This window comes from Wenxinia marina DSM 24838, from assembly GCF_000379485.1.
Classification (GTDB): Bacteria; Pseudomonadota; Alphaproteobacteria; order Rhodobacterales; family Rhodobacteraceae; genus Wenxinia; species Wenxinia marina.
In genome coordinates, this window is record NZ_KB902284.1 from 76,576 (window position 1) to 102,315 (window position 25,740).

27 protein-coding genes are annotated in these 25,740 nt (G+C 70.7%); 19 read left to right on the forward strand and 8 right to left on the reverse strand.

Features of this window, described 5'->3' with window-relative positions; genetic code table 11:
* Positions 1 to 45 precede the first annotated feature (45 nt).
* The 4 genes from fabZ to lpxB are packed head-to-tail and all read left to right on the forward strand — an operon-like array spanning position 46 to position 3,270.
* Positions 46 to 519 (forward strand): 3-hydroxyacyl-ACP dehydratase FabZ, encoded by a 474-nt coding sequence (fabZ, locus tag A37W_RS0107715; RefSeq protein WP_018302454.1) that lies wholly within the window; start codon positions 46 to 48, stop codon positions 517 to 519.
* The gene (gene lpxA, locus A37W_RS0107720; protein WP_018302455.1) at positions 516 to 1,322 is read left to right on the forward strand and encodes an acyl-ACP--UDP-N-acetylglucosamine O-acyltransferase; all 807 of its coding nucleotides are present in this window, start codon (positions 516 to 518) and stop codon (positions 1,320 to 1,322) included. Before fabZ ends, lpxA begins: the two co-directional genes overlap by 4 nt.
* Positions 1,319 to 2,122 carry an LpxI family protein gene (locus tag A37W_RS0107725; RefSeq protein WP_018302456.1) on the forward strand — a complete coding sequence of 268 codons (804 nt, stop codon included), beginning with the start codon at positions 1,319 to 1,321 and terminating at the stop codon, positions 2,120 to 2,122. The genes lpxA and A37W_RS0107725 overlap by 4 nt, the downstream gene beginning before the upstream one ends.
* Entirely contained in the window at positions 2,119 to 3,270 is a 1,152-nt protein-coding gene (gene lpxB / locus A37W_RS0107730) for a lipid-A-disaccharide synthase (protein WP_018302457.1), read from the forward strand. Before A37W_RS0107725 ends, lpxB begins: the two co-directional genes overlap by 4 nt.
* Here the strand turns inward: lpxB and A37W_RS21225 are convergent.
* Positions 3,267 to 3,953: a PAS domain-containing protein gene (locus tag A37W_RS21225; protein ID WP_053057477.1), complete on the reverse strand. Its 687-nt coding sequence runs from the start codon at positions 3,951 to 3,953 to the stop codon at positions 3,267 to 3,269. The two genes, lpxB and A37W_RS21225, sit on opposite strands and share 4 nt — an antisense overlap.
* A 176-nt stretch (positions 3,954 to 4,129) precedes the next feature.
* Here A37W_RS21225 and A37W_RS0107740 point away from each other — a divergent pair, with 176 nt between their 5' ends.
* From A37W_RS0107740 to A37W_RS0107755, 4 genes are read left to right on the forward strand one after another with little or no spacing between them, the layout of a single operon-like run.
* A complete protein-coding gene (locus A37W_RS0107740; RefSeq protein WP_018302459.1) occupies positions 4,130 to 5,026 on the forward strand; it encodes a YicC/YloC family endoribonuclease in 897 nt (298 codons plus the stop codon).
* Positions 5,027 to 5,030: 4 nt separating this feature from the next.
* Positions 5,031 to 5,669 (forward strand): guanylate kinase, encoded by a 639-nt coding sequence (gene gmk / locus A37W_RS0107745; RefSeq protein WP_018302460.1) that lies wholly within the window; start codon positions 5,031 to 5,033, stop codon positions 5,667 to 5,669.
* Positions 5,669 to 6,187 carry a gamma carbonic anhydrase family protein gene (locus A37W_RS0107750; protein ID WP_018302461.1) on the forward strand — a complete coding sequence of 173 codons (519 nt, stop codon included), beginning with the start codon at positions 5,669 to 5,671 and terminating at the stop codon, positions 6,185 to 6,187. Before gmk ends, A37W_RS0107750 begins: the two co-directional genes overlap by 1 nt.
* Complete coding sequence (locus A37W_RS0107755; protein ID WP_018302462.1) at positions 6,184 to 7,383, forward strand: trans-sulfuration enzyme family protein; 1,200 nt, start codon at positions 6,184 to 6,186, stop codon at positions 7,381 to 7,383. The genes A37W_RS0107750 and A37W_RS0107755 overlap by 4 nt, the downstream gene beginning before the upstream one ends.
* On the opposite strand, the gene A37W_RS0107760 is transcribed toward A37W_RS0107755, so the two are convergent.
* Positions 7,373 to 7,741 (reverse strand): hypothetical protein, encoded by a 369-nt coding sequence (locus tag A37W_RS0107760; RefSeq protein WP_018302463.1) that lies wholly within the window; start codon positions 7,739 to 7,741, stop codon positions 7,373 to 7,375. The two genes, A37W_RS0107755 and A37W_RS0107760, sit on opposite strands and share 11 nt — an antisense overlap.
* Positions 7,742 to 7,896: 155 nt before the next feature.
* Between A37W_RS0107760 and A37W_RS0107765 the strand changes: the two genes are divergently transcribed.
* The 8 genes from A37W_RS0107765 to A37W_RS0107800 all read left to right on the forward strand — a co-directional run bounded on the left by A37W_RS0107765 (position 7,897) and on the right by A37W_RS0107800 (position 15,706).
* Positions 7,897 to 8,946 carry a sensor histidine kinase gene (locus tag A37W_RS0107765; RefSeq protein WP_018302464.1) on the forward strand — a complete coding sequence of 350 codons (1,050 nt, stop codon included), beginning with the start codon at positions 7,897 to 7,899 and terminating at the stop codon, positions 8,944 to 8,946.
* Between the two features lie 292 nt (positions 8,947 to 9,238).
* Positions 9,239 to 10,276: a substrate-binding domain-containing protein gene (locus A37W_RS0107770; protein ID WP_018302465.1), complete on the forward strand. Its 1,038-nt coding sequence runs from the start codon at positions 9,239 to 9,241 to the stop codon at positions 10,274 to 10,276.
* Positions 10,277 to 10,339: 63 nt separating this feature from the next.
* Entirely contained in the window at positions 10,340 to 11,803 is a 1,464-nt protein-coding gene (gene pstC, locus A37W_RS0107775) for a phosphate ABC transporter permease subunit PstC (protein ID WP_018302466.1), read from the forward strand.
* Positions 11,800 to 13,158: a phosphate ABC transporter permease PstA gene (gene pstA / locus A37W_RS0107780; protein ID WP_018302467.1), complete on the forward strand. Its 1,359-nt coding sequence runs from the start codon at positions 11,800 to 11,802 to the stop codon at positions 13,156 to 13,158. Before pstC ends, pstA begins: the two co-directional genes overlap by 4 nt.
* A gap of 9 nt (positions 13,159 to 13,167) precedes the next feature.
* A complete protein-coding gene (gene pstB / locus A37W_RS0107785) occupies positions 13,168 to 13,965 on the forward strand; it encodes a phosphate ABC transporter ATP-binding protein PstB (RefSeq protein ID WP_018302468.1) in 798 nt (265 codons plus the stop codon).
* An 11-nt stretch (positions 13,966 to 13,976) separates the two neighbouring features.
* Positions 13,977 to 14,687, forward strand: a complete 711-nt coding sequence (phoU, locus tag A37W_RS0107790; protein ID WP_018302469.1) for a phosphate signaling complex protein PhoU — start codon at positions 13,977 to 13,979, stop codon at positions 14,685 to 14,687.
* A gap of 4 nt (positions 14,688 to 14,691) precedes the next feature.
* On the forward strand, positions 14,692 to 15,381 hold the full coding sequence (phoB, locus tag A37W_RS0107795) for a phosphate regulon transcriptional regulator PhoB (protein WP_018302470.1): 690 nt from the start codon (positions 14,692 to 14,694) through the stop codon (positions 15,379 to 15,381).
* Positions 15,382 to 15,460: 79 nt separating this feature from the next.
* Positions 15,461 to 15,706 (forward strand): hypothetical protein, encoded by a 246-nt coding sequence (locus A37W_RS0107800; protein ID WP_018302471.1) that lies wholly within the window; start codon positions 15,461 to 15,463, stop codon positions 15,704 to 15,706.
* Between the two features lie 94 nt (positions 15,707 to 15,800).
* Here the strand turns inward: A37W_RS0107800 and A37W_RS0107805 are convergent, their stop codons facing one another.
* From A37W_RS0107805 to A37W_RS0107820, 4 genes are all read right to left on the reverse strand, one after another.
* A complete protein-coding gene (locus tag A37W_RS0107805; RefSeq protein ID WP_018302472.1) occupies positions 15,801 to 16,568 on the reverse strand; it encodes a DUF502 domain-containing protein in 768 nt (255 codons plus the stop codon).
* Between the two features lie 78 nt (positions 16,569 to 16,646).
* Positions 16,647 to 17,588: a pseudouridine-5'-phosphate glycosidase gene (locus tag A37W_RS0107810; protein ID WP_018302473.1), complete on the reverse strand. Its 942-nt coding sequence runs from the start codon at positions 17,586 to 17,588 to the stop codon at positions 16,647 to 16,649.
* Positions 17,585 to 18,478, reverse strand: a complete 894-nt coding sequence (locus A37W_RS0107815; protein WP_026198359.1) for a PfkB family carbohydrate kinase — start codon at positions 18,476 to 18,478, stop codon at positions 17,585 to 17,587. Before A37W_RS0107815 ends, A37W_RS0107810 begins: the two co-directional genes overlap by 4 nt.
* Positions 18,479 to 18,510: 32 nt before the next feature.
* A complete protein-coding gene (locus tag A37W_RS0107820; RefSeq protein WP_018302475.1) occupies positions 18,511 to 19,338 on the reverse strand; it encodes a DUF4198 domain-containing protein in 828 nt (275 codons plus the stop codon).
* Between A37W_RS0107820 and A37W_RS0107825 the strand changes: the two genes are divergently transcribed.
* The 3 genes from A37W_RS0107825 (at position 19,337) to tsf (ending at position 22,688) form a co-directional block, all read left to right on the forward strand.
* Complete coding sequence (locus A37W_RS0107825) at positions 19,337 to 20,647, forward strand: HupE/UreJ family protein (protein WP_018302476.1); 1,311 nt, start codon at positions 19,337 to 19,339, stop codon at positions 20,645 to 20,647. The genes A37W_RS0107820 and A37W_RS0107825 overlap by 2 nt on opposite strands.
* Positions 20,648 to 20,870: 223 nt before the next feature.
* On the forward strand, positions 20,871 to 21,728 hold the full coding sequence (gene rpsB, locus A37W_RS0107830) for a 30S ribosomal protein S2 (protein WP_018302477.1): 858 nt from the start codon (positions 20,871 to 20,873) through the stop codon (positions 21,726 to 21,728).
* An 84-nt stretch (positions 21,729 to 21,812) separates the two neighbouring features.
* Positions 21,813 to 22,688 carry a translation elongation factor Ts gene (gene tsf, locus A37W_RS0107835; protein ID WP_018302478.1) on the forward strand — a complete coding sequence of 292 codons (876 nt, stop codon included), beginning with the start codon at positions 21,813 to 21,815 and terminating at the stop codon, positions 22,686 to 22,688.
* A 548-nt stretch (positions 22,689 to 23,236) separates the two neighbouring features.
* Here tsf and A37W_RS0107840 read toward each other — a convergent pair.
* Both A37W_RS0107840 and A37W_RS0107845 read right to left on the reverse strand, forming a co-directional pair.
* Complete coding sequence (locus A37W_RS0107840; protein WP_026198360.1) at positions 23,237 to 23,992, reverse strand: LuxR family transcriptional regulator; 756 nt, start codon at positions 23,990 to 23,992, stop codon at positions 23,237 to 23,239.
* Between the two features lie 137 nt (positions 23,993 to 24,129).
* Entirely contained in the window at positions 24,130 to 25,314 is a 1,185-nt protein-coding gene (locus tag A37W_RS0107845; protein ID WP_018302480.1) for a M24 family metallopeptidase, read from the reverse strand.
* Positions 25,315 to 25,740: the final 426 nt, after the last annotated feature.

Consider the following 25,740-nt stretch of genomic DNA (forward strand, 5'->3'; position numbering starts at 1 on the left):
GGGCGAGTTGCTATGCCGCCGCGACACCGCGAAAGGACCGCCGCCATGAGCTCTGACGCCCCGACGCCGACCGTGGCGGACATCCAGGCGATCCAGCACATCCTGCCGCACCGCTACCCGTTCCTTCTGGTCGACCGGGTGGAGGACATCGACGGCACCGCCTCGGCCGTCGGGATCAAGAACGTCACGATGAACGAGCCGCACTTCCAGGGGCATTTCCCCGGCGCGCCGATCATGCCGGGCGTCACCATCGTCGAGGCGATGGCGCAGACTGCGGGAGTGATGATCGGCACCTCGCTCGGCCTCGGCGGCGGCAATCTGCTGATCTACTTCATGGCGATCGACGCATGCAAGTTCCGCCGCAAGGTGATCCCGGGCGACCAGCTGCGGATGGAGATCACGACCGTGCGCGGGCGCGCCGGGGGCAAGGTCTGGCGGTTCAGGGGCGTGGCGACGGTGGGCGGTGAGCTCGCCGCCGAGGCGGAGTTCACCGCGATGCTGGACGCCAGCGCCAAATGAGCCGCGAGGGGGTCCACCCCGAGGCGCTCGTCCACCCGTCCGCGGTCGTCGAGGAGGGCGCGCGGGTCGGCGCAGGCACCCGCGTCGGCGCCTTTGCCTATGTCGGCCCGCACGTCGAACTCGCCGAAGGGGTCGAGCTGCGGCCCCACGCCTACGTTGTCGGCCGGACGCGCCTCGGCGAGGGCGCGATGGTGTTCCCGTTCGCCGTCGTGGGCGAGGTGCCGCAGGACCTGAAATATGCCGGCGAGCCGACGCGGCTGACGATCGGCCCGCGCACGATCATCCGCGAGCACGCTCAGGTCCACATCGGCACCGAGGGCGGCGGCGGGCTGACCGAGATCGGCGCCGACTGCCTCATCATGGGCGGCGTCCACGTCGCGCACGACTGCCGGATCGGAAACCGGGTCATCCTCGTGAACAACGCCGGCCTCGCCGGGCATGTGCAGGTTGGCGACGGCGCCATCGTCGGCGGCCTGGCCGGCGTGCATCAGTGGGTGCGCATCGGGCAGGGCGCTATGGTCGGCGGCCTCGCCAAGGTGACGCGGGACGTCATTCCCTACGGCCTCGTCGACGGGCCCGGCGCGACGCTGCACGGGCTGAACCTCGTCGGGCTCAAGCGGCGGGGCCTGTCGCGGGACGAGATCGGCGCGATGCGCAGCGCCTACGACGTGCTGAAGGACGGCGAGGGCAGTTTCGCCGACCGCGCCGCGCGCCTTCCATCGGGCGAGAGCGTCCTGGTGGACGAGCTGCGCGCCTTCGTCTCGGCCGCGAGCGACCGCCACTTCCTGACGCCCCGCGAATGATCGCGCTCGTGGCCGGCGAGGGCGCCCTGCCGGCCGAACTCGCCCGGCGGCTGGCCGAGCGCGGCACGCCCCCGGTGATCTGCGAACTGGCGGGCCACGCGCCCGACGTGCCACCGGGCCTGCCGCGGGTGCGCTTCCGGGTGGAGCGGATGGGCGGCACGATCCGGCGCCTGCGCGAGATGGGCGTCGACCGGATGTGCCTCGCCGGTGCGGTGCGGCGGCCGAAGGTGAACCCGCTTCGCCTCGACCGTGCGACCCTGCCGCTGCTGCCGCGGGTGATGCGGGCGATCCGGCAGGGCGACGACGGCGCGCTGCGCGAGGTGATCGCGATCCTCGAGGAGCGGGGCATCGCCGTGGTGGGCGCGCACGAGATCCTGCCCGACCTGCTGCCCCCGCCCGGGGTCCCGACGCGCGCCGCGCCGGGCGCGGAGGCCGGGGCGGCGGCCTTGGCCGGCGAGGCGGCGGTGGCCGAGATGGGCGCGCGGGACCAGGGCCAGGCCTGCGTCGTCGCGGGTGGCCGGGTGGTGGCGCGCGAAGGGCCGGACGGCACGGACGCGATGCTGCGCACGCTGGGCCCCGAGGCGGCGGGCGGCCTCCTCTTCAAGGCGCCGAAGCCCCGGCAGGAGCGGCGGGCGGACCTGCCGGTGATCGGCCCCGGGACCGCCGAGGCGGCGGCGCTGGCGGGACTGTCGGGCGTGGTGATCGAGGCGGAGGGCGTGATGGTGCTGGACCTCGGGACGACGCTCGCCGCGCTCGACGCCGCGGGACTGTTCCTCTGGGTGCGGGAGCGGTTGGCGTGAAGGTGTTCGTGATCGCGGGCGAGCCTTCGGGCGACCGCCTCGGCGCCGCGGCGATGGCGGGGCTGCAGGCGCTGGCGCCGGGCGTGCGCTTCCACGGCGTCGGCGGGCCCGAGATGGAGAAACGCGGTCTCGAGAGCCTGTTCCCGATGTCGGACCTGTCCGTCATGGGCGTGGCCGAGGTGCTGCCGCGTCTGCCTCTGCTGTTCCAGCGGATCGACCAGGCCGTGCGGGCGGTGCTGGACGAGCGGCCGGACGTCCTGCTGACCATCGACGCGCCGGATTTCTGCCTGCGGGTGGCGAAGCGGGTGAAGGCCGCGCAGCCGGACCTGCGGACCGTCCACTACGTCGCGCCCACCGTCTGGGCGTGGCGTCCGGGACGGGCCGCCAAGATGGCCCGCCACATCGACCATGTCCTCGCGCTCTTTCCGTTCGAGCCGCCGCTGATGCAGGCGGCGGGAATGGACAGCGACTTCGTCGGCCACCCCGTCGTCTCGGATCCGCAGGCGACGGAGGAGGAGGCGGCGGCCCTGCGCGCCGAGCTGGGCCTCGGCGAGGCGCCGCTGGTGCTCGCCCTGCCGGGCAGCCGGGCGGGCGAGGTCAGCCGCCTCGCGCCCCGGTTCGGCGCGGCGCTGGCCGAGGCCGCGCGGGCGCATCCGGGGCTGCGCGTGGTCCTGCCGGTCGCGGCGCCGGTCGAGGGACTGGTGCGGGCGGCGGTGGCGGACTGGACACCCGCGCCGGTGCTGATCCTGCCGCAGGACGACCCGGACGGCGCGCGCAAGCGGGCGGCGTTCCGCGCGGCGGACGTGGCGCTCGCCGCATCGGGGACCGTCGCGCTGGAGCTGGCGGCGGCTGGCACGCCGATGGCGATCGGCTGGGACACGTCGCGCCTCAGCCGGTTCATCCTGCGCCGCCTCGTCACCTCGCGCCGGGCCTGCCTCGTCAACATCGTCGACGACAGCGACACCGTGCCCGAACTGATCGGCGAGGCCTGCACCGCGCCGGCACTGGCGCGGGCGCTGCTGGACGTTCTGACCGACCCCGGACCTCAGCGGGCCGCGATGGCGCGGACGATGACGGCGCTGGGGCAGGGCGGGGAGCCGCCGGGCCGGCGCGCGGCGAAAGCGATCCTGAGAGGGCTGGGAACCTAGCCGTTGTCCACCACCAGCCGGAGGTGACCGCGGCCGGGCCGGTCGGCCACGCGGCGGACGCGGGGCATCTCGAAGGGCGCGGGCTCTTCCGCCGCCTCGAACACCGGCGCGGGCGCGATCGGCCGCAGCGGTCCGTCGACCGCGTCCGAGCGGATCTCGGCCCCCGCGGGAATCGTGAACCGTCGCCCGCCGCGCCCGATCCCGCCCTCGGTGATCATCGCGCCCATTGCGCGGGTGACGCGCCCCTCGCGGTCGAGGAGGGGCAGGACGAGGAGGCGGCCCGCCATCAGCGGCCGGCCGATGCCGCGGGGCGAGTGGATCGGGAACTCCATGATCCGCGGCCCGTCGAACACCTCGTCGATCCGCGCCGCCAGGACGTCGCGCCCCTCGGGCAGGAACAGCGCGGACAGCGGCATGCCTCGGACCTCCATTCCCAGCGCGTCGGACAGGCGGGCGCCGGCGACGCGCAGGCGCAGGACGCCCGGCGCCACGCGCTCCACGATGAAGGAGTGGGGCAGGCAGGCGTCGATCTGCGCGGGGTCGACGTCGGTGCGGGCGGGCAGGCGGCCCGAGCGGCGGATCTGCTGCCAATACCGTTCGAGCTCGTCGAGGAGGTGTCGGATGGCGGCGCTGTCACCGCTGGGGTCGGGCGGGTCGCCGAGGGGGCCGCTGTTGTCCATCATCTCTCTCACCTCGCCGGCACTGGACACGATTCACGTTCCGTTAAGCTAGCGCCATCTTTCCGCCATGTGTTTGACAAAGTTGCCGGCCGGTTAACGCGGCGGGCCGCGTCCGCCTTGAACCGCGGCGCGTAATCGCCTTTCCTGCGCCCCCGGGGCCGGCAAGGGAGGGCCGCCAGATGATCCGTTCGATGACCGCCTTCGCCGCCCGCGCGGGCCAGACGCTCGAGGCGACCTGGACGTGGGAGCTGCGCTCGGTCAATGGCCGCGGGCTCGACCTGCGGCTGCGGCTGCCCGACGGTCTTCCGGGGCTCGAGGCCGCGGTGCGCGAGAGGCTGGGTGCGGCGGTGGCGCGGGGCAACGTCACGCTGTCGCTGCGATTGGAGACGAAGAGCGGCCCCACGCGGCCGGTGGTGGACGAGGCGGCGCTGGACGCCGCCCTCGCCGCGCTGGCGCAGGTGGGCGAGCGGGCGCGGGCTCAAGGGGTGGAGGTGGCGCCGCCGGGGGCGGCCGAGGTGCTGTCGCTGCGCGGGGTCGCGCAGTGGACGCAGAACGCCGAGGCGGAGGACGCCGGGGCGCTGGTGGCGGAGCTGCTCGCCGATTTCGACGTGCTGCTGGCCGAGTTCCGCGCCATGGGCGACCGCGAGGGTCGGGCGCTGGAGGGCGTGCTGACCGACCTTCTGGACCGGATCGCCGCGATGACCGAGGACGCCGCCGCCCGGGCGGAGGAGCGCTTGCCCGAGACGCGGGCGGCGCTGGTGGCGGCGCTGGCGCGGGTGACGGCCGAGGTGCGCGAGGTGGACGAGGGCCGGATCGCGCAGGAGCTGGCGCTGATCGCGGTGAAGGCGGACGTGACGGAAGAGATCGAGCGCCTGCGCGCCCACATCGCGGCGGCGCGCGAGATCGTGGCGGACGACGCGCCCTCGGGGCGGCGGTTGGACTTCCTGGCGCAGGAGTTCAACCGCGAGGCCAACACCCTGTGCTCGAAATCCGGCTCGGTCGCGCTCACCCGGGTCGGCCTTGACCTCAAGGCCGCCATCGACCAGATGCGCGAGCAGATCCAGAACGCGGAGTGACGGCGTGGAGCGGCGGGGCCTTCTGATCATCCTCTCCTCGCCCTCGGGCGCGGGCAAGTCGACGCTCGCACGCAGCTTGCGCGACTGGGATCCGACGATCCGCTTTTCCGTCTCGGCCACCACGCGCGCCCCGCGCGTCGGAGAGCAGGACGGGCGGGAATACTACTTCGTCACCGAGGAGGAATTCCGCCGGATGGTGAAGGACGGCGAGATGCTGGAGCATGCGCGCGTCTTCGGAAACTACTACGGCAGCCCGCACGAGCCGGTGGAGAAGTCGATCTCCATCGGGCAGGACGTGCTCTTCGACATCGACTGGCAGGGGGCCGACCAGATCGCCCGCTCCAGCCTGCGCGACAACGTCCTGTCCATCTTTATCCTGCCGCCCTCGATCCGCGAGCTGCGCCGCCGGCTGATCCAGCGCGGGCAGGACAGCGACGACGTGATCGAGACCCGCATGGCCAAGAGCTGGGACGAGATCAGCCACTGGAAGGGCTACGACTACGTCCTCGTGAACGACGACGTGACCGAGACGCAGGAGCGCCTCCGCGCCATCGTCACGGCCGAGCGGCTGCGCCTGACGCGCCAGCCGGGCGTCGGCCTGCACGTGACCAAGCTGCAGCAGGAATTCGAGGAGGTGGGCTGATGCTCTACTCGCTGGACGGCGACGCGCCCCGCATCGACCCCACGGCCTGGGTCGCGCCGGGCAGCCACCTCATCGGCAAGGTGATCCTGGAGGCGGGCGCCTCGGTCTGGTTCAACGTCACGATCCGAGGCGACAACGAGCCGATCGTGATCGGCGAGGGGTCGAACGTGCAGGAGAACTGCGTGCTGCACACCGACATGGGCTATCCGCTGACGGTCGGCGCCGGCTGCACCGTCGGCCACAAGGCGATGCTGCACGGCTGCAAGATCGGGGAGAACACGTTGATCGGGATGGGCGCCACGGTGCTGAACGGCGCGGTGATCGGGCGGGACTGCCTGATCGGCGCAGGGGCGCTGGTGACCGAGGGCAAGCAGATCCCGGACGGCAGCCTGGTGATGGGCGCGCCGGGCAAGGTGGTGCGGCAGCTGGACGAGGACGCCATCGCGCGGCTGCGCGCCTCGGCGCTGCACTACCAGGAGAATGCGCGTCGTTACCGCGACGGGCTGGCAGGCGAATGAAGCCGCCCCGCTCGCTGATCCGCCGGACGCCCTGGCCGACATCGACCTCGCGGCCGGTGGTGACGCCGCTATCGCCCTCCGTCGTCTATGCCTCGCCCGACCCGGACGCGCTCGACGCCCAGTACGCCGGCGGGACCGGCTATACCTACGCCCGCGAGGGGCATCCGAACGCCGAGGTGCTGGCGGCGAAGATCGACCACCTGGAGGGCGCGCCGGATCTCTTCGAGGCGCCGGGCCTCGTCGTCGGGTCGGGCATGGCGGCGGTGGGGGCGGTGTTCCTGGGCCTGCTGAAGGCCGGCGATCACGTCCTCGGCGGCGACCAGCTGTATGGCCGCACCCTGCGGATGATGAACGAGGATCTGCCGCGGCTCGGCATCGCGACCTCGCTCGCCGATCCGTCGGACATCGCGGCGATGCGCGCGGCGCTGCGGCCCGAAACGCGGATGATCGTGGTCGAGGTGCTGTCGAACCCGACCCTCCGTGTCGCCGACATGGAGGGGCTGGCCGCGCTCGCCGCGGAGGCAGGCGTGCTGCTGGTGGTGGACAACACCTTCACCACGCCCGCGCTGTACCGGCCCTTCGCCCACGGGGCGCACATCGTCATCCACTCCGTCACCAAACTGCTCGCGGGCCACTCCGACGCGACGCTGGGCTGGGTGGCGGCGAAGGATCCGGCGCTGGCCGAGAAGATGCGGGTGGCGGCGGTCACCTGGGGCCTCACGCCGTCGCCCTTCGACTGCTGGCTGGCGGAGCGGGGCCTGCACTCGTTCCACCTGCGGATGGAGGCGGCCGAGGCGCGCGCGGCGGAGCTGGCCGGTGCGCTGGCCGGGATGCCGGGCGTGCGGCGCGTCCTCTACCCGACGCGGCCGGACCATCCGGACCACAACCGCGCGGTGGCGCTGTTCGGCGGGCGCGGCGGCAACATGGTATCGTTCGAGCTGGAGGGCGGGCGCGCCGCCGCCAACGCCTTCACCCGCGCCGCGCCCGAGATCGCCTTCGCGCCGACGCTGGGGGACGTGGGCACGACGCTGTCGCACCCCGCCTCGTCCTCGCACCGGGCGCTGACGCCCGAAGCGCGCGAAAGGCTCGGCATCTCGGAAGGATTCTTCCGCGTGTCGGTGGGCATCGAGGAGACGGGGCTGCTGGTCGGCGAGATCCGCGCGGCCGTCGAGGCCGCGGCCGCGGTCAGTCGCTGAGCTCCAGCACCTCGAACGGCAGTCCCGGCGCAACCTGCCGGACCTCGGCCTTGATGACGGCCGGGTTCGGGACCCGCCGCCAGATCGCGACGTAGGAGCCGGCATAGCCCAGCTCGTTCAACCGCCGCGCCACCTCGATCACGTCGTACTCCGCGCTGAGGAGGTGCGAGACGACGAGGTCGGGGTTCCATTCGTCCAGCGTGCATGTGTCGAGATCGGCGAAGGGGCACAGCGCCAGCCAGTTGCGGTCCGCGTCCGCGATGTCGGCAGCGGCCCACTGGTCCGGCGTGCCGACGACCAGAAGGCGGGGCCGCCGGGAGACCTGCCCGAACCTGTCCACGATCGTCGCCAGCTGCATCGTACCGACCCTTGCCGTCGCCCGGGCACTACACCTCAATCGCCTTCGGCCGACAACCCGCAGCGCAGGAGCGGACCCTTGCCCTGCGCCTGACGGTTGCACCCCGCCGCGCCCCTCGCTTGCTCGGCCGGGAGCGCCGTGCCAAGGCTTCCCCGATGCATTCCGTCGACCCCGAGCACCTTCTGGCCGCGCTGCCACAGCCGATCCTCCTGATCGGGCCGGACGAGCGGATCGTCGCGATGAACCGCGCGGCGCAGCGCCTGTTCGGCGGCGGCGGCGTCGGGCGGCACTACATCACCGCGATCCGCCAGCCCGCGGTCCTCGACGCCGTCGAGGCGGCGCTCCGGGGCGAGGAGCCGGCCCCCGCGCGCTACCTCGCCGGGGACGGCGGTGGCGACGCGACGTGGCGGGCGGTGGCCGCTCCGCTCCCGATGGGGCCGCGGCGGGGCGTGGCGCTGACCTTCGAGGACATCACCGATTTCGAGTCGGCCGGCAGGATGCGCCGCGACTTCGTCGCGAACGTCAGCCACGAGCTGCGGACGCCGCTGACCGCCGTCCTCGGGTTCGTGGAGACGCTCAAGGGTCCCGCGCGAAGCGACCCGGCGGCGAGCGGGCGATTCCTGGAGCTTCTGGAGCGCGAGGCGGGGCGGATGGCGCGGCTGGTGGCGGACCTGCTGTCCCTCAGCCGGGTGGAAGAGAACGAGAGGCTGCGCCCGCGGACCCCGGTCGGCATGGCTGCGCTCATCCAAGGCGTGGCCGAGACGCTCGCCTCGGTTGCGTCGGCGGACGAGGTGACGCTGTCCCTCGACCTGCCGGAGGGCGAGGTGCTCGTGCCGGGGGACGAGGGCCAGTTGCGGCAGGTGGTCACGAACCTTGTCGAGAACGCGATCAAGTACGGAGGCCGCGGCCGGACCGTGACCGTGACGCTGGGCCTGCCCGGGCCCGAAAGCGCGCTGCGCGGCGACGGCGTACGCGTCACCGTCAGCGACGAGGGCGAGGGGATCGCCGCGCACCACATCCCGCGCCTGACCGAGCGGTTCTACCGCGTCGACGGGCATCGCGGCCGCGAGGTCGGCGGCACCGGCCTCGGCCTCGCCATCGTGAAGCACATCGTGAACCGCCACCGCGGACGCCTGCGGATCGAGAGCAAGCCGGGGCAGGGGAGCCGGTTCACGGTGATCCTTCCGGCAATGGTCGAGGGTTGAGGCACGGGATCGTGCGGGCGGCATTGCCGCACGATTCGCGCGCGCGGCCCGACAGGGAGCGCCGCCTCCACCGCCTGCCGCCTCCCGCAGCGTCACCCGATCTTGCGGCCAGCCGTCAGCCGCGCCTCAAGATGCTGATATCGCGAACCCGCTGACCCGACGCCGACTTTTCCACAGCGGCTGTCATAAAAGACTTACAAATCCGTCACAAAAGCTTGGCTGCGCACCCGTAGAGCGGCGCCAGCGACCGGCCAGGGGGGCCGGTCCGTCAAAGCAGACAACGGAGACATCCATGTCCCTTACCCGACTGGCCCTTGCCACGTCCGCGCTGGCGCTCGCCACCGCCGCCGCCGCGCAGACCCGCGACAACGTCCAGATCGCCGGCTCCTCGACGGTCCTGCCCTACGCCTCGATCGTGGCCGAAGCCTTCGGCGAGAACTTCGACTTCCCGACCCCCGTCGTGGAATCGGGCGGCTCGTCCGCCGGCCTCGCCCGCTTCTGCGAAGGCGTCGGGCCGAACCAGATCGACATCGCGAACGCCTCGCGCCCGATCCGCGAGAACGAGATCGAGACCTGCGCCGCGAACGGCGTGACCGAGATCATCGAGGTGCGCATCGGCTATGACGGCATCGTCTTCGCCAGCCAGATCGACGGCCCCGAGTTCACCGCGTTCGAGCCCTCCGACTGGTTCACCGCGCTGGCCGCCGAGCTGCCGGTCGACGGCGAGATCGTCGCCAACCCGCACACCACTTGGGCGGACGTGAACGCCGAGCTGCCCGACGCCGAGATCATGGCCTTCATCCCGGGCACCAAGCACGGCACCCGCGAGGTGTTCGAGGAGAACGTCCTGCTGCAGGGCTGCGAGAATACCGGCGCGCTGCAGGCCTTCATCGACAGCGGCATGTCCGAGGACGACGCCGAGGGCGCGTGCATGGCGGTCCGCACCGACGGCGCGTCGGTCGACATCGACGGCGACTACACCGAGACGCTGGCCCGCATCGACGCCAACCCGAACGGCGTCGGCGTGTTCGGCCTCGCCTTCTACGAGAACAACACCGACCGCCTGAAGGTCGCCACGATGGGCGGCGTCGAGCCGACGACCGAGACCATCGCCTCCGGAGAGTACCCGGTGTCGCGGCCGCTGTTCTTCTACATCAAGAAGGCGCACATCGGCGTCATCCCGGGCCTGCAGGAATACGCCGACTTCTTCGTCAGCGACGTGATGGCCGGCCCGAACGGCCCGCTCGCCAACTACGGCCTCGTCTCCGACCCCGAGCTGGCGGCGACGCAGGAGGCCGTGGCGAACGGCACGACGATGGGGTCGATGTAATCGACGTCTGAAGACCGGCCGGCGGGGGCGCGTATCCCCGCCGGTTCACCTGCGGGAGCTGCCATGCCGACCCTCTGGCTCATCGTGATCGTCCTGATCCTCGCCGCCGTCGGCTACGTCGCCGGGCGGCAACGCTCGCTGTCGAGCGTGGACGGGGACGTGCGGCGGCTTCACTCGCTGCCCTCGTTCTACGGCTGGAACGCGGCGCTCTGGGCGCTGCTGCCCGCGCTGCTGGCGCTCGTCGCGTGGCAGGTGATGCAGCCGGTCGTCCTGAACCTGTCCACCCAGCCGATGCTGGAGCTGGACGCCGCGCAACCCGGCGCGCTCGGCCTCGCGATGGCGGACGTGCGGCGGGTGGCGGATGGACTGGACCTTGCGGTGCAGACCGGGCTGATGAGCGCCGAGGGGGCGCGCGGGATCGCGCCGGAGGAGGTGCGGGCGCAGCTGGGCGGCATGGGCATCGCGCTCGGCTCCGACGTGACGCCGCAGACGCTGGCGGCGGCGCAGCATTACCGCGGCTGGGCCGATGTCGGGCAGTGGCTGGAGACGGCGCTTGTGCTGCTGCTCTCGGTCGGTGGCCTGGCGCTGGCTTGGCGGGCGACGAATGCCGAATTCCGGGCCCGCAACAGCGTGGAGCGGGTGGCCCGGTGGGCTCTGATCGCCGCGGCTTGCATCGCGATCCTGACGACGGTGGGCATCGTCCTGTCGCTGATCTTCAACACCATCAAGTTCTTCGGCCTGTATCCGGCCTCGGAGTTCTTCTTCGGCACGACGTGGTCGCCGTCCTTCGGCGGCAGCTCGTCCCTCGGCATCCTGCCGCTCCTCTGGGGGACGCTCTACATCTCCTTCGTGGCGCTCGTCGTGGCGGTGCCGATCGGCCTGTTCTCGGCGGTCTACCTGTCGGAGTACGCCTCGCCACGGATGCGCGCGCTGGTGAAGCCGGCGCTGGAAATCCTCGCCGGCATCCCGACGATCGTCTACGGCCTGTTCGCCCTGCTGACCGTCGGCCCGGTGCTGATGAGCGTGTTCGGCCAGGGCGGCGTCCTCGGCGTGACCTGGATGGGCGGCGGCACGGCGGTGATGACCGCGGGCCTCGTCATGGGGATCATGCTGATCCCGTTCGTGTCGTCCCTCAGCGATGACATCATCAACGCGGTGCCGCAGTCCATGCGCGACGGTTCCCTCGGCCTCGGCGCCACCCCGTCCGAGACGGTGCGCCAGGTCGTGCTGCCCGCCGCGCTGCCGGGCATCGTGGGGGCGATCCTGCTGGCCGCCTCCCGCGCCATCGGCGAGACGATGATCGTCGTCCTCGGCGCCGGCGCGGCGGCGAACCTGTCGCTGAACCCGCTCGAGGCGATGACCACCGTCACCGCGAAGATCGTCAGCCAACTCACCGGCGACGCTGACTTTTCCTCGCCAGAGGCGCTGGTCGCCTTCGCCCTCGGCATGACGCTGTTCGTCATCACGCTGGGGCTGAACGTGTTCGCGCTGTGGATCGTGCGCCGCTACCGGGAGCAGTACGAATGACCGATTTCACGTCCGCCGGCGGCGAGGCGGTGGAGCTGCGCCGCGGCCAGTCGCTGCTGACCGTCGACCGCAAGACCCGGCGCCGCAACGCCGCCGAGGGGCGGTTCAAGGTCTACGGCCTGATCGCGATCTCCATCGCGCTCGTCATGCTGGTGATCCTGCTGGTCACCATCGTCGTGCGCGGCATCCCGGCCTTCACCCAGACGTTTGTGAGCCTCGACGTGCCGCTGCGGGCCGAGGTGCTGGACCCCGACGGGACCGGCGATCCGGAGGTGATCCGCGGCGTCATGACCTTCGGCTACGCGCCTCTGATCGAGGAGGCGCTGGCCGACGCAGTGGCGGAGACGGGCGTGCAGACCGAGATCGACGCCGCCGCGCTGGTGCAGATGCTGTCCTCCGGCGTCGCCGCGGACATCCGTGACCGGGTGCAGGAGAACCCCGAGCTGGTGGGCGAGACGGTGACGATCGAGGTCCTCGCCTCGTCCCGCGCCGACGGCTACTTCAAGGGCCGCGTCACCCGCGAGAGCCTGGAGCGGGACCGCAACCTGTCGCCCGCGCACCTCGACGTGCTGGACGCGATGCGCGATGCCGGCATCGTCTCGATCCACTTCAACTGGGACTTCGTCTGGGGCGCCGACGCCTCCGAGAGCCGGCCGGAGGAGGCGGGGATCGGGGTCGCGATGATCGGCTCGTTCTTCATGATGCTGGTGGTGCTGGTCCTGTCGCTGCCCATCGGCGTCGCCGCGTCGATCTACCTGGAAGAGTTCGCGCCGAAGAACCGGTTCACCGACCTGATCGAGGTGAACATCTCCAACCTCGCGGCCGTGCCGTCCATCGTGTTCGGCATCCTCGGCCTCGCCGCCTTCATCCAGTTCGCGGGCCTGCCGCAGTCGGCGCCGCTGGTGGGCGGCCTCGTCCTGACGCTGATGACGCTGCCGACGATCATCATCTCGACCCGCGCGTCGCTCAAGGCGGTGCCGCCGTCGATCCGCGACGCCGCCCTCGGCGTCGGCGCGTCCAAGATGCAGTCGGTGTTCCACCACGTCCTGCCGCTTGCCATGCCGGGCATCCTGACGGGCACGATCATCGGCCTCGCCCAGGCGCTGGGAGAGACGGCGCCGCTGCTGCTGATCGGCATGGTCGGCTTCATCGCCTCGAACCGGCCCGACGGGCTGGCCGAAGGGCTGCTGTCGCCGAACTCCGCCATGCCGGCGCAGATCTACGAATGGGCAAAGCGGGCCGATCCGGCCTATTACGAGCGCGCCTGGGGCGGGATCATCGTCCTTCTGCTGTTCCTCCTGGCGATGAACCTGATCGCCATTCTTCTGCGGCGCCGCTTCGAACGGCGCTGGTAAGGGGCTATCATGTACGACGCCAAGCTCGACGAAAGAGTGACCACGATGGACGACATCAAGATCTCGGCCCGCGGCGTGCAGGTCTGGTACGGCGACACCCACGCCATCAAGGATGTGGACGTCGACATCGCCGACCGGACGGTGACGGCCTTCATCGGCCCCTCGGGCTGCGGCAAGTCGACGTTCCTGCGGTGCCTCAACCGGATGAACGACACCATCGACAGCGCCCGGGTCGAGGGGACGATCCTGCTCGACGACGAGAACATCTACGACAAGCGGGTCGATCCGGTGCAGCTGCGCGCCAAAGTCGGCATGGTCTTCCAGAAGCCGAACCCGTTCCCCAAGTCGATCTACGACAACGTCGCCTACGGGCCCCGCATCCACGGCCTCGCCCGCAACAAGGCCGAGCTGGACGACATCGTCGAGAAGGCTCTGCGCCGCGCCGCCCTCTGGAACGAGGCCAAGGACCGCCTGCAGGCGCCGGGCACCGGCCTGTCGGGCGGCCAGCAGCAGCGCCTGTGCATCGCCCGCGCGGTGGCGACCGAGCCCGAGGTGCTGCTGATGGACGAGCCGTGCAGCGCGCTCGACCCCATCGCGACGGCGCAGGTCGAGGAGCTGATCGACGAGCTGCGCGAGAACTTCTCGGTCGTGATCGTCACCCACTCGATGCAGCAGGCGGCGCGGGTCAGCCAGCGGACCGCCTTCTTCCACCTCGGCAACCTCGTGGAATACGACGTGACCGACAGGATCTTCACCAATCCGTCCGACCCCCGGACGGAAAGCTACATCTCCGGCCGGATCGGCTGAGGAGGGGACCCATGCAGGACCAGCACATCGCGTCGGCCTACGACCGCGACCTCGAGGCGCTGCAGGCGCTGATCATCAAGATGGGCGGCATGGTCGAGGCCGCGATCCGCGACGCGGCCGAGGCGCTCACCAACCGCGACACCGAGTTGGCGGACAAGGTGCGCAAGGGCGACAAGGCGATCGATGCCCTCGACGACAAGGTCAACGAGGAGGCGGCGCGGGTGATCGCCCTGCGCGCGCCGGTCAGCAAGGACCTGCGGATGATCCTCGCCATCATCCGCTTCGCCGCGGCGATGGAGCGGATCGGCGACTACGCCAAGAACCTGGCCAAGCGGGTCGGCACGCTGTCCGAGCTGCGGCCCGTGGACGGCACCGACGCCACGCTGCGGCGGATGGCGCGGGACGTCGAGATCATGCTGCGCGACCTGATCGACGCCTTCATCCGGCGCGATGCGGCCCTCGCCGCCGACGTGATCGCGCGGGACGCGGACATCGACCAGACCTACAACTCGCTGTTCCGCGAGTTCCTGACCCACATGATGGAAGATCCGCGCAACATCACGCCCTGCATGCACCTGCACTTCATCGCCAAGAACACAGAGCGGATGGGCGACCTGGTGACCAACATGGCCGAGCAGGTGATCTACCTCGCCACCGGTCAGCGGCCCGAGGAGGATCGCGTGAAGAAGGACCAGACGCCCTACATGACTGCGCCGGAGTGAGGCCATGCACGTGGTCCGCCCGCACGTCCTGATCGTCGAGGACGAGCCTGCGCAGCGCGAGGTGCTGTCCTACAACCTCGAGGCCGAGGGCTTCCGCACGACCCGTGCCGCGACCGGGGACGAGGCGCTGCTGATGGTGGCCGAGGAGACGCCCGACGTCATCGTGCTCGACTGGATGCTGCCCGAGCTGTCGGGCATCGAGGTCTGCCGCCGGCTGAAGAGCCGGCCGGAGACGAAGTCCGTGCCGATCATCATGCTGTCGGCCCGGTCGGAGGAAGTGGACCGGGTCCGCGGGCTTGAGACCGGGGCGGACGATTACGTGGTGAAGCCCTATTCCGTGGCCGAACTGATGGCACGTGTGAAGGGACAGCTCCGCCGTTCTCGTCCCGCGGCGGTGGGCGAGGTTCTGACCTACGAAGACATCACGCTCGACGCCGAGACGCACCGGGTGCGGCGCGGGACGCGCGAGATCAAGGTCGGCCCGACCGAGTTCCGGCTCCTGTCCACCTTCATGGAACGGCCGGGCCGGGTGTGGAGCCGCGAGCAGTTGCTCGACCGGGTGTGGGGCCGCGATATCTATGTCGACAGCCGGACGGTGGACGTCCATGTCGGCCGGCTGCGCAAGGCGCTGACGGTGCATGGCGACGGCGATCCGGTGCGGACGGTCCGCGGAGCGGGCTACGCCCTCGGCTGACGCCGAGTCAGAAAAACATGGAACCTTCGCGATGTTGGGTCCCTTTGATCTTCAGACACAGAAGATTGAAGGACCTCTCATGACCCTCCTGCGCATCATCCCCGTCGCCTCCATCCTCGCCCTGGCCGCCTGCGAGGGCATGAGCCCGGCGCCCGGCCCCTATGTGGGCGATCCGACCGCCGTCGCCGGCGCCGGCGTCACCGACCAGCTGTGCGATCGGTCGGACGAGCCGACGGGCGAGATCGTGAACACCGGCGCGGGCGCGACCGCCGTGATCGACACTGGCGCGGGCCCGGGCAACAACGTCACCAACCCGCAGTGCTGAACGCGTGGCCCCGGCTCCGGCCGGGGCGCCGCGGATCGGATCAGACGCGGCCCGCCCTCCGGCGCGGCCGCGTTTTCCTTGTGACGGCCTTGCGTCAGGCGCGGCCGCGGGTCGGGAGCGGAATGGCACCCTCGGCCGGCAGGGCGCCGCGATCCTGCGGGTAGACGAGGCCGGCAGAGATCACGAGCTTGGCGGCGTCCTCGACGGACATGTCCAGTATCAGCACCTCTGACTTCGGCACGAAGAGCAGGAAGCCCGAGGTCGGATTCGGGGTCGTCGGCAGGAACACGGTCAGAAGGTCCGGCGCGTTCACCTGGCGCTTCACCTCGCCCTTGGCAGCGGTGGAGATGAAGGCGATCGCCCACATGCCCTGACGCGGGTACTCGACGAGACAGGCCTTGTCGAAGCTCGTCTCCTGCTGGGCGAAGACCGTCTCGGCGATCTGCTTGACGCCGTTGTAGATCGACCGGACCACCGGCATCCGGCCGACGATGCTCTCGCCGTAGCGCAGCAGGCTGCGGCCGAAGAGGCCCTTGGCCATCCAGCCGATGATCACGGTGAAGATCAGGAACAGGACGACGCCGACGCCGCGGATGTCGATCTCGAACCACTCTTCCCGGGGGCGGCCGAGGGCGCGGTTGATCAGCGCGTCGGGGTGGTAGGCGGACGGCACGAACGGCATGACGAAGCCGTCGACCCAGCCGACGAGCGTCCAGATCAGCCAGACCGTGAGGCCGATTGGCGCGATGACCACCACGCCGGCGAAGAAGTTGTTGCGCAGGGCTCCGATCAGTCGGACGGGCAGCAGCCGGAACCGCCGGCGGCGCGGCGACGGAGGAAGGGGCTCGTCGGGGCGGGTCACGATGGAACTGTCCGGGGGCGGCGGCTGACCCCTCGAATGTAGGGTCCGGCCGAGCGATCCACAACGTCCCGCGCGGGGTCAGGTCGGCGCGCGCCCGCCGGTGCCCAATTCCGCGGCGATGGCGGCGGCGAGCCGCGCGTTCGAGCGCACCAGCGCGATGTTCGCGGTCAGCGAACGCCCGTCGGTCAGGTGGAAGATGCGGTCGAGCAGGAACGGCGTGACCGCCTTGGCCGAGATGCCCTGCGCGCTCGCCTCGGCCAGCGCCGACTCGATCACCGGCAGCATCTCGTCCCGCGGGATCTCGTCTGCCGGGTCGATGGGGTTGGCGACCAGCTGGCCGCCGGGCAGGCCGAGTGCAGTGCGCATCGCGTGGGCGGCCGCGATCTCGGCGGCGCTGTCCATCCGCAGGGGCGCGGGCAGGCCGGAGGCGCGGGACCAGAAGGCCGGCATCTCGTCCTGGCCGTAGGCGATGACGGGCACGCCCAGCGTCTCCAGCACCTCGAAGGTGGCGGGCAGGTCCAGGATCGCCTTGGCGCCGGCGGCGACGACCGTCACCGGCGTCTGCGCCAGCTCCTGCAGGTCGGCCGAGATGTCGAGCGTCGTCTCCCAGCCGCGGTGCACGCCGCCGATGCCGCCGGTGGCGAAGACGGCGATGCCGGCGGCGCGGGCGGCGATCATCGTGGCGGCGACGGTGGTGGAGCCGGTGCCGCGCCTGGCGAGGCAGGCGGCCAGGTCGGCGCGGGAGAGCTTGGCGACGTCCCGGGCCTCGGCGAGGCGGTGCAGCTCGTCCTCCGTCAGGCCGATGTGGAGCGTGCCGTCCATCACCGCGATGGTCGCTGGCACGGCTCCGGCGGCGCGGATGTCGGCCTCGACCGCCTGAGCCGTCTCCACGTTCTGCGGCGACGGCATGCCGTGGGTGACGATGGTGGTCTCCAGCGCGACGAGAGGGCGGCCGTCGGCGCGGGCGTCGGCGACCTCGGGCGAGAAGGCGAGGGGCAGGGTGGGGGGCAGGATACTCATGTCGGCGTGTCTCCCGAGACGTAGGCGGCGGCGGCGGTCAGGGCGCGCTCCAGCGCCTCCTGCGGCGCGCGGCCAGCGAGTTCGCTGGCGACGTGGGCCGCCATGAAGGTGTCGCCCGCGCCGGTGACGCGGGTCACGAGCACCTCGGGCGGGTGGGCGGTGAGGCAGCGGTCGGCCGTCGCTTCTGACGCGGTGCGCCCGCCGTCGGTGACGAGGGCGCGGGCGGCGCCGCGCTCCACCAGCGCGCGGGCGGCGGTGGCGGCGTCCTCGAACCGGTCGTGGCACAGCAGCCCCGCCTCCTCGAGGTTGACGTAGAGCGTGGCCCGGGGATGGCCGAGGAGGGCGAGCAGGCGCTCGGCCTTGCCGGGGCTGGCGGGCGCGACGCGCAGATCCGCGGCGGCGAAGAGCGGCGAGGCGGCAATTTCGGCCAGCAGCTGCTCGGTCAGGTTGCCGTCCAGGGCGACGGGGCCGGCCCAGGGCGCCGCCTCGGTCGCAAGCCGCCCGTCCGACAGCGGCGCGAGGATGCGCCCGCCCGCCTGCTCCAGCGAATGGGCATCGGCGATGGCGGCGACGAGGCCGCCCGCGCCCTCGATCGCCATGTAGCGGTCGGTCGGCAGATCCTCGGAGCGATAGGCGAAGTCGGTGCCGCAGCCCAGGGCGGCGGCGCGGGCGAGCAGCTCCTCCCCCTCGGGGTCGCGGCCGACGACGGTCAATAGTTCCGGCCGCAGGCCGAACCGGGCCAGCGTCATCGCGATGTTCATCGCGACGCCGCCCGGCAGGCGCACGATCCGGCCCGGCACGTCCGAGCCGAGGCGGAGGTGCAGCGGCGTGCGGCCGATCACGTCCCAGAGGACGGCGCCGATGCACAGGACGACGGGGCGGTCTGTCATGCCGCCGGTGTTGCCCCGGCGCGAGGGCAGGGTCAATCGGCGGGCACGGCGAACGTCAGGTTGGCCCAGAGCGAGTCCCACATCTGGCCGACGTCGCCCTCGGGCACCCGCAGGACGACGCTGTCCAGCATGTATTCGTGCCCCGCCTCGACGGGGACCGTGGCGACGCCTTCCGCGTCGGTGCGGATGTAGGAGATGGCGACCTCCTCGGCTCCGAGAGCGCGGTCGAACACCTCGATCTGCGCGTCGGCCCGGGGGGCGTCCCGGTAGAAGAGCTGCACGTCGAGGCCGTCGGAGAGGTCGTCCGTGTAGGGATTCTCCAGCGCGACCAACTCTGTCTCCATGCCGACGCGCACATCCCGGCCGGCGCCGTCGCCGACGGCGATCAGCGTCTTGACGTGGCGCGAGTAGAGCTCGGTGACGTCCTCCCGGCTCAGCCCCCGCTCGGCCTGCAGCGCCGTCACGGCCTCGGTCCCGCCCAGCAGGTCCTTGTGGGCGACGAACCGCAGGAAGGCGTCCCAGCCGTCGTAGGTCAGGGGCTGCGGCACCGCCTCGTGCACGACCACGTTGAGGCCGGGTCCGAGGGCCGGGACGTCCATCGCCGGGCGGTCGCCGATCCGCATCTCGACCGGCGCCGCGGTGTCGCCCTGCCGCACCTCGAACCGGGAGAAGCGGGGCGGCAGGTAGGGCAGGCGGGTGCCGTCGAACTCCTGTCCGTTGACAATGTCGGCGGTCAGCATACCGTCGGCCGGAACCTGGTAGGCCTGCGGCTGCAGCCAGTATTCGTGGGCCGCGCCTTGCGTGGCGAGCACCATCAGCACCGGCATGATCGTCGGCACGGAAGCGGGAAAGTAATTCATGAAGACACTCCGGTTGGCCGCAAGCCTGTGGCTGGCGCTCGCACTGTCAAGCCTCGCCGTGGCCGCGCGGGCTCACGAGGTGCTGCCCGCGATCGCGGACATGGAGCTGACGGAGGACGGCCTCGTCTTCGACGTGGAGGTGAACGCCGAGGGTATCCTCGCCGGCATCGACCTGTCGGCGGTCGAGGACACCAATGCCGCGCCCGAGGCCGCGACCTACGACGAGCTGCGGGCCCTGCCGGCGGACGAGCTGGAGGCGCGGACCCGGGCGGCGTGGCAGGACCTTGCGGGCGACATCCACGTCCGCGCGGGCGGCGAGGACCTGCCGCTGGAGCTGACCGGCGTCGCGGCGGGCGAGGTCGGCGACGTCTCCGTCCTGCGGCCGACGACCATCTCCTTCCGCGCGGCGCTGCCGCCCGGGGCGGACGCGGTGACGGTCGGCTGGGACCGCCGGCTGGGCGCGCTGGTGATCCGCCAGCAGGGCGTGGAGGAACCCTACGACGGCCTGCTGGAGGCCGGCGAGACCTCTGCGCCGATCGCCCTCGGCGGCGGCAACCAGCTTGGCCCGTGGGAGACGTTCGTCGCCTACATTCCCGTCGGCTTCGACCACATCGTGCCCCTCGGCCTCGACCACATCCTCTTCGTGCTCGGGCTGTTCTTCCTGTCGACGCGCCTCGGCCCGCTGCTCTGGCAGGTCTCGGCCTTCACCGTGGCGCACACGATCACGCTGGCGCTGTCCTCGCTCGGCTACGTCTCCATCCCGGCCTACGTGGTGGAGCCGATCATCGCCGCCTCCATCGTCTTCGTCGCGCTCGAGAACATCTGGTCGCGCGGCCTGTCGGTCTGGCGGCCGCTGGTGGTGTTCCTGTTCGGCCTGCTGCACGGCCTCGGCTTCGCCAGCGTGCTCAGCCAGTTCGGCCTGCCGTCGAACGCCTTCTTGCCGGCGCTGATCGGGTTCAACATCGGGGTGGAGCTGGGGCAGCTCTTCGTCATCCTCGTCGCGTTCCTGATCGTGCGCGAGGCGGTGCGGATCGACGAAGGCCGCGACGAGGTACGCTTCGCCAAGGACCTCTACATCCTGCTGCCGGGCATCGCGATCGGGGCGGCGTTCCTCTGGATGGCGGTCAGCAACCCCGAGGTGCCGCCGCTCTATTTCGGCATCGCCATCGCGGCGCTTTCGGTCCTGTGCTGGATCTCGGTGAAGAACCGCGACCAGCTGGACGCCTACCGCCGGATCGTCGCGGTCCCGGCCTCGGCGGCGATCGCGGTGATCGGGGCGTACTGGGTGATCGAGCGGACGCTGCTGTAAGGACAGCAGCCCGCGGGCAACATCGGGATCGGGCTTCGCCGGTCCCGAGGCGGCCCGCATCCGACGCGCGGGGCAGGGCGCTTGCCATCGGGCGCGGCACCCTGTAAGGGCAGCGGCACTTCACAGGCGGAGGCGGGCCTTCGGGGGAGACATCCCCGGCGGTCCACCGGTTGGGGCGACCCTCATCCTCCGTCCAAGGGCTGAAACCGGAAAGGAAAAAGGCATGGCTCTTCCCGAGTTCTCCATGCGCCAGCTGCTCGAAGCCGGCGTTCACTTCGGCCACCAGACGCAGCGCTGGAACCCTCGCATGGGCGAGTACATCTATGGCGCGCGCAACGGCATCCACATCTTCGACCTGACGCAGACCGTCCCGCTGCTGGACCAGGCGCTGCAGGTGATCCGCGACACCGTCGCCCGCGGCGGCCGGATCCTCTTCGTCGGCACCAAGCGGCAGGCCCAGCGGCCGATCGCCGAGGCCGCCGAGAAGTGCGCCCAGTACTACATGAACCACCGCTGGCTCGGCGGCACGCTGACCAACTGGCAGACCGTCTCGCAGTCGATCAACCGCCTGCGGTCCATCGACGAGGCGTCCGAGCAGGGCTTCGAGGGCCTCACCAAGAAGGAACGCCTCGGGATGGAGCGCGAGCAGGGCAAGCTGACCGCCTCGCTCGGCGGCATCCGCGAGATGGGCGGCGTGCCGGATCTTCTGTTCGTCATCGACGTGAACAAGGAAGACCTCGCCATCAAGGAAGCCAAGAAGCTGGGCATCCCGGTCGTGGCCGTGGTCGACACCAACTGCTCGCCCGACGGCGTGGACTACATCATCCCCGGCAACGATGACGCCGCGCGCGCCATCGCCATGTATTGCGACCTCGTCGCCCGCGCCGCCCTCGACGGGATGAGCGCGCAGCTCGGCGCCGCCGGCGTCGACATGGGCGCGATGGACCAACTCGCCGAGGACACGCTCGCCGGCGAGCGTGCGGCGGCGAGCCGCGAAGGCTCCACCGGCGTCGAGACCGGCCACGCGACCACGACGATTCCCGAGGACGCGCCTGTCAACATGAAGGACGAAAACGCCTGACGGCGCTTTCGTCACCGACATGCCATCGGGCCGGTACATCCTTCCGGCCCGAACCCTGCCCGAATTCGACAAGGAGCACACAAGATGGCGATCACCGCGAGCATGGTGAAAGAGCTGCGCGAGCAGACCGGCGCCGGCATGATGGACGCCAAGAAGGCGCTGACCGAGACCGACGGCGACATGGACGCCGCGGTCGACTGGCTGCGCACCAAGGGCCTTGCCAAGGCCGCCAAGAAATCGGGCCGCACCGCGGCCGAGGGCCTCGTCGCCGTCGCCGTGCGTGACGGCCGCGGCGTCGCGGTCGAGGTGAACTCCGAGACCGACTTCGTCTCGCGCAACGCCGAGTTCCAGGCGCTGGTGTCCAGGATCGCGACCGCTGCGCTGGACGCGCACTCGCTCGAGCAGCTGAAGACCACCGAAGTCGACGGCAAGCCGGCAGAGACGCTGATCACCGACGCCATCGCCAAGATCGGCGAGAACATGACCCTGCGCCGGATGGCCGCGATCGAGGGCGAGCAGGTCGTGACCTACGTCCATAACGCCGCGGCCGAGGGCATGGGCAAGATCGGCGTGCTGGTCGCGATGACCGGCGGCGACGCCAGCTTCGGCAAGCAGGTCGCGATGCACATCGCGGCGGCCAGCCCGTCCGCTCTCGGCGAGGGCGACCTCGACCCGGCGCTGGTCGAGAAGGAGAAGCAGGTCCAGATGGACATCGCCCGCGAGAGCGGCAAGCCGGAAGCGGTCATCGAGAAGATGATCGAGGGCCGGATGAAGAAGTTCATGGCCGAGTCGACGCTGATGGGCCAGGCCTTTGTCATCAACCCCGACGTCACCGTTGCCCAGGCGGCGGCCGATGCCGGCGCCACGATCACCGGATTTGTCCGACTGGTCGTGGGCGAGGGGATCGAGAAGGTCGAAGAGGACTTCGCCGCCGAGGTCGCGAAGGTCGGCAAGGCCTGAGACGTCACTCCGGACGCAGGTTCGACGGGCCGCCGGGAAACCGGCGGCCCGTTTTCCTTTTCCCGCAACCTCTTGCGACCCGCCCCGGCCTTGAGCCGGGGCCCGGCCGAGATCATGCGCCAGGATCGCGGCCTCGGGTCAGGCCCCGGGGCGCGTCCTCGCGGTGGCGGAGCCGGGCTGCTGGAAATGGGCCGGCGGTGCCTCCCGCAGCGCCAGGGAGAAGGGCGCGGGGGACGACACCGCCGGGGGCCGGCATCCGCCATGGGGACAGGGATGCCACTGCTCGATCAACCGGACGACAGGGCGGAACGCCCGTCCCAGTTACCGCCGGGGGACAACCGGCGGGGTCAAAGTGCGGACCGCAGAGCCCTGAAATCGCAGGGATTGTGCGGCCCGCTGTTCCATGGCCTTAGGCCACCACTCACGGAACACGACTAATCTGGCAGCCCATCGACCCTGCCGCCAGTAAGGGAAACCCAACCCTCGGGTCGGAATTTCCTGACTCGCGCCGCGGCGTCAGACGACAGGTTCTGTCGTCGGGGGCCGGGTTACTGGTTGATGACGAACATCTGGTTGTAGAACGCCGCCTTGAGCACCGCCTGCGCCGTCGTCTCGACGTCCAGCGCCTCGCGCGCGAGACGCAGGTGCTTCTCCACCGTGGCCGCGGTCAGCCCGAGGATCGTCGCGATGTCCTGGGTCGTCTTGCCGTCGCCGACCCATTGCAGCACCTCGCGCTGGCGCTGGGTGAGCTTGCGGGCGCCGGAATAGGGCAGGGTATGGATCTTGAGGTGCAGCACGTTGTTCAGCATGACGATCTCGTCGCCATGCTCCGCCCACAGCGCATCGACCGCGTCCTGGCCGAGCCCCGGCCGCGCGGTCAGCGCGACGGCGCCCTTGGTACGATCCGACAATGAACGGAAGCTGATCGTGTAGCCCGCGGTCACGCCCATGCGGCGATTGAAGTCGATGACCTTCAGCTCGCCCTTGGTCAACCCGTCGGTCCGTGCCATTTCCTGCAGCCAGCTCCAGGAACAGGCGCCGTCATTCTCGACCGCCCAGCGGAGCATCGGCGCATGGAAGTACAGGCCGTCGCCGACGAAGGCGTCCATGTACTCGGTGCCGTGGTTCGTCAGCACGACCCAATCCTGCGGATCGCCGAGGCTCTGGCCTGAACGGTATCGGGTGAAGCCGTAGATCAGCCGGTCGAAGCCGTAGGCGGCCATGCGCTCGCAGTGCAGCCGCCATAATTCCTCGTCGGAAACCGCGGCCGTGACCGCGGCGAGGTGCGTAACGATATCGGACATGGATCGCCCGTTTGAGTGACGGAGGGTCAAGAATAGGCGTGGTTTACCAGTTTTAACTGACTGGTCAAAATATATCGCGCAGCTCGAGCCGGCAGGATGCTGTGTTTACATAATACTGATTATGCGATCCAAGTTCGCTACTTGACCAGCAGCCCGCCGGGCGTCGCGCAGAACCGCTCGTGCCCCTTGTCCGTGATCAGGATCGGCTCCGTGATCTCGATCCCCCCGTCGTCCAGCCAGAGCGCCGGCATGAAGTGGAACGCCATGCCCGGCTGCAGCACCGTCCGGTCGCCGGCGCGAAAGCTCATCGTGCGCTCGCCCCAGTCCGGCGGATAGCTGAGGCCGATGGAATAGCCGCAGCGGCTTTCCTTGGTGAAGCCGCGGGCCTGCAGCGCGGCGTTGAAGGCGTTCGCGATCTCCTCGCAGCGGTTGCCCGGCATCGCCTTGTTCAGGGCCGCCACCGTCGCCTCCTCCACCGCCGTCGCGGCGTCAAGGAACTTCTGCGGCGGCCGGCCGAAGAACAGCGTGCGCGACTGCGGGCAATGGTAGCGGCGGTGCGCGCCGGCAATCTCGAAGAACGTCGTCTCACCGGTGCGCAGCGGCGTGTCGTCCCATGTCAGGTGCGGCGCGGTCGCGTCGAGGCCCGATGGCGCCATCGGGACGATCGCCGGATAGTCGCCCCAGTGCCCGCCGGTGCCGCTGATCCCCTGGTGGTAGATCTCGGCCACCAGCTTGTGCTTGGGCATTCCCGGCTCGGCCACCTCGGCGATACGAGCGTGCATCGCCTCCACGATGGCGGCGGCGCGGCGCATGTAGACGATCTCTTGGCTCGACTTGATGGCGCGCTGCCAGTTGGCCAGGCCGGTCGCATCGGTGAAGGTCGCGTTCGGGAGGAACGTGCGAAGCGTCCCGTAAGCTTTGGCGCTGAAATAGTAATTGTCCATCTCGACGCCGATCCGCGCCGCCCCGTGGCCATAGGCATCGAGGAGCCGGGCGAGGTCCTCCATCGGGTGCCGCTCGGGGTTCTGGACGTAGCCGTCCTCGTAGCCGTGACAGGCGTCCTCCTCCATGAACACGGTCCGCAGCGCGCCGGCCACGTCCATGAAACGGCCCCACCAGAGCGGCTCGCCCTCCATCCCCAGGATGGCGGCCTGATGAACGTAGAAGGACCAGCCGTCGTAGCCGGTGAGCCACGCCATGTTGGACGGATCGCTGACGACCAGCACCTCGATCCCCGCCGCCTCCATCGCGGCGCGGGTCTTCTCGATCCGGTCCCAGTATTCGGCATCCGGGAAAGACGGTGAGGTGCGGGTCGACGGCATCGGCGGCTCCTTGGCGGGACGGCGCCAGCCTGCCCCGCAAGTGACGCTGGGGCCAGAGAAAGTTGTCCGGGTCGCCTTGGTCGGAACCGGCCTTCCAGCGATCCGGCTTCCGCTCTGGCCTACCAGCCCCGGCCCTGAGCCGGGGCCTCGCGCGGAAGGAGCGGCCACCCGGTGGATCGAGGTCCCTGTCTAACGAAATCATGTCAATGTGCTGGTGGCGGACGGCATCCCGTGAGGTCCCAGGGCTTGGAGCCCGCGAGCCGGCGCGGGAGCCGTCCGCCTTTGGATCGTCAACCTGAACAGTTGCTTGGGGCTGCGTGACCAGACCCCGCACCGACAGGGACAGGAGAAGATCATGACAGAAGAGTGCATCGGCGTCGACGTTTCGAAGCGGTGGATCGACGTGCATCATCCGCAGACCGGCCC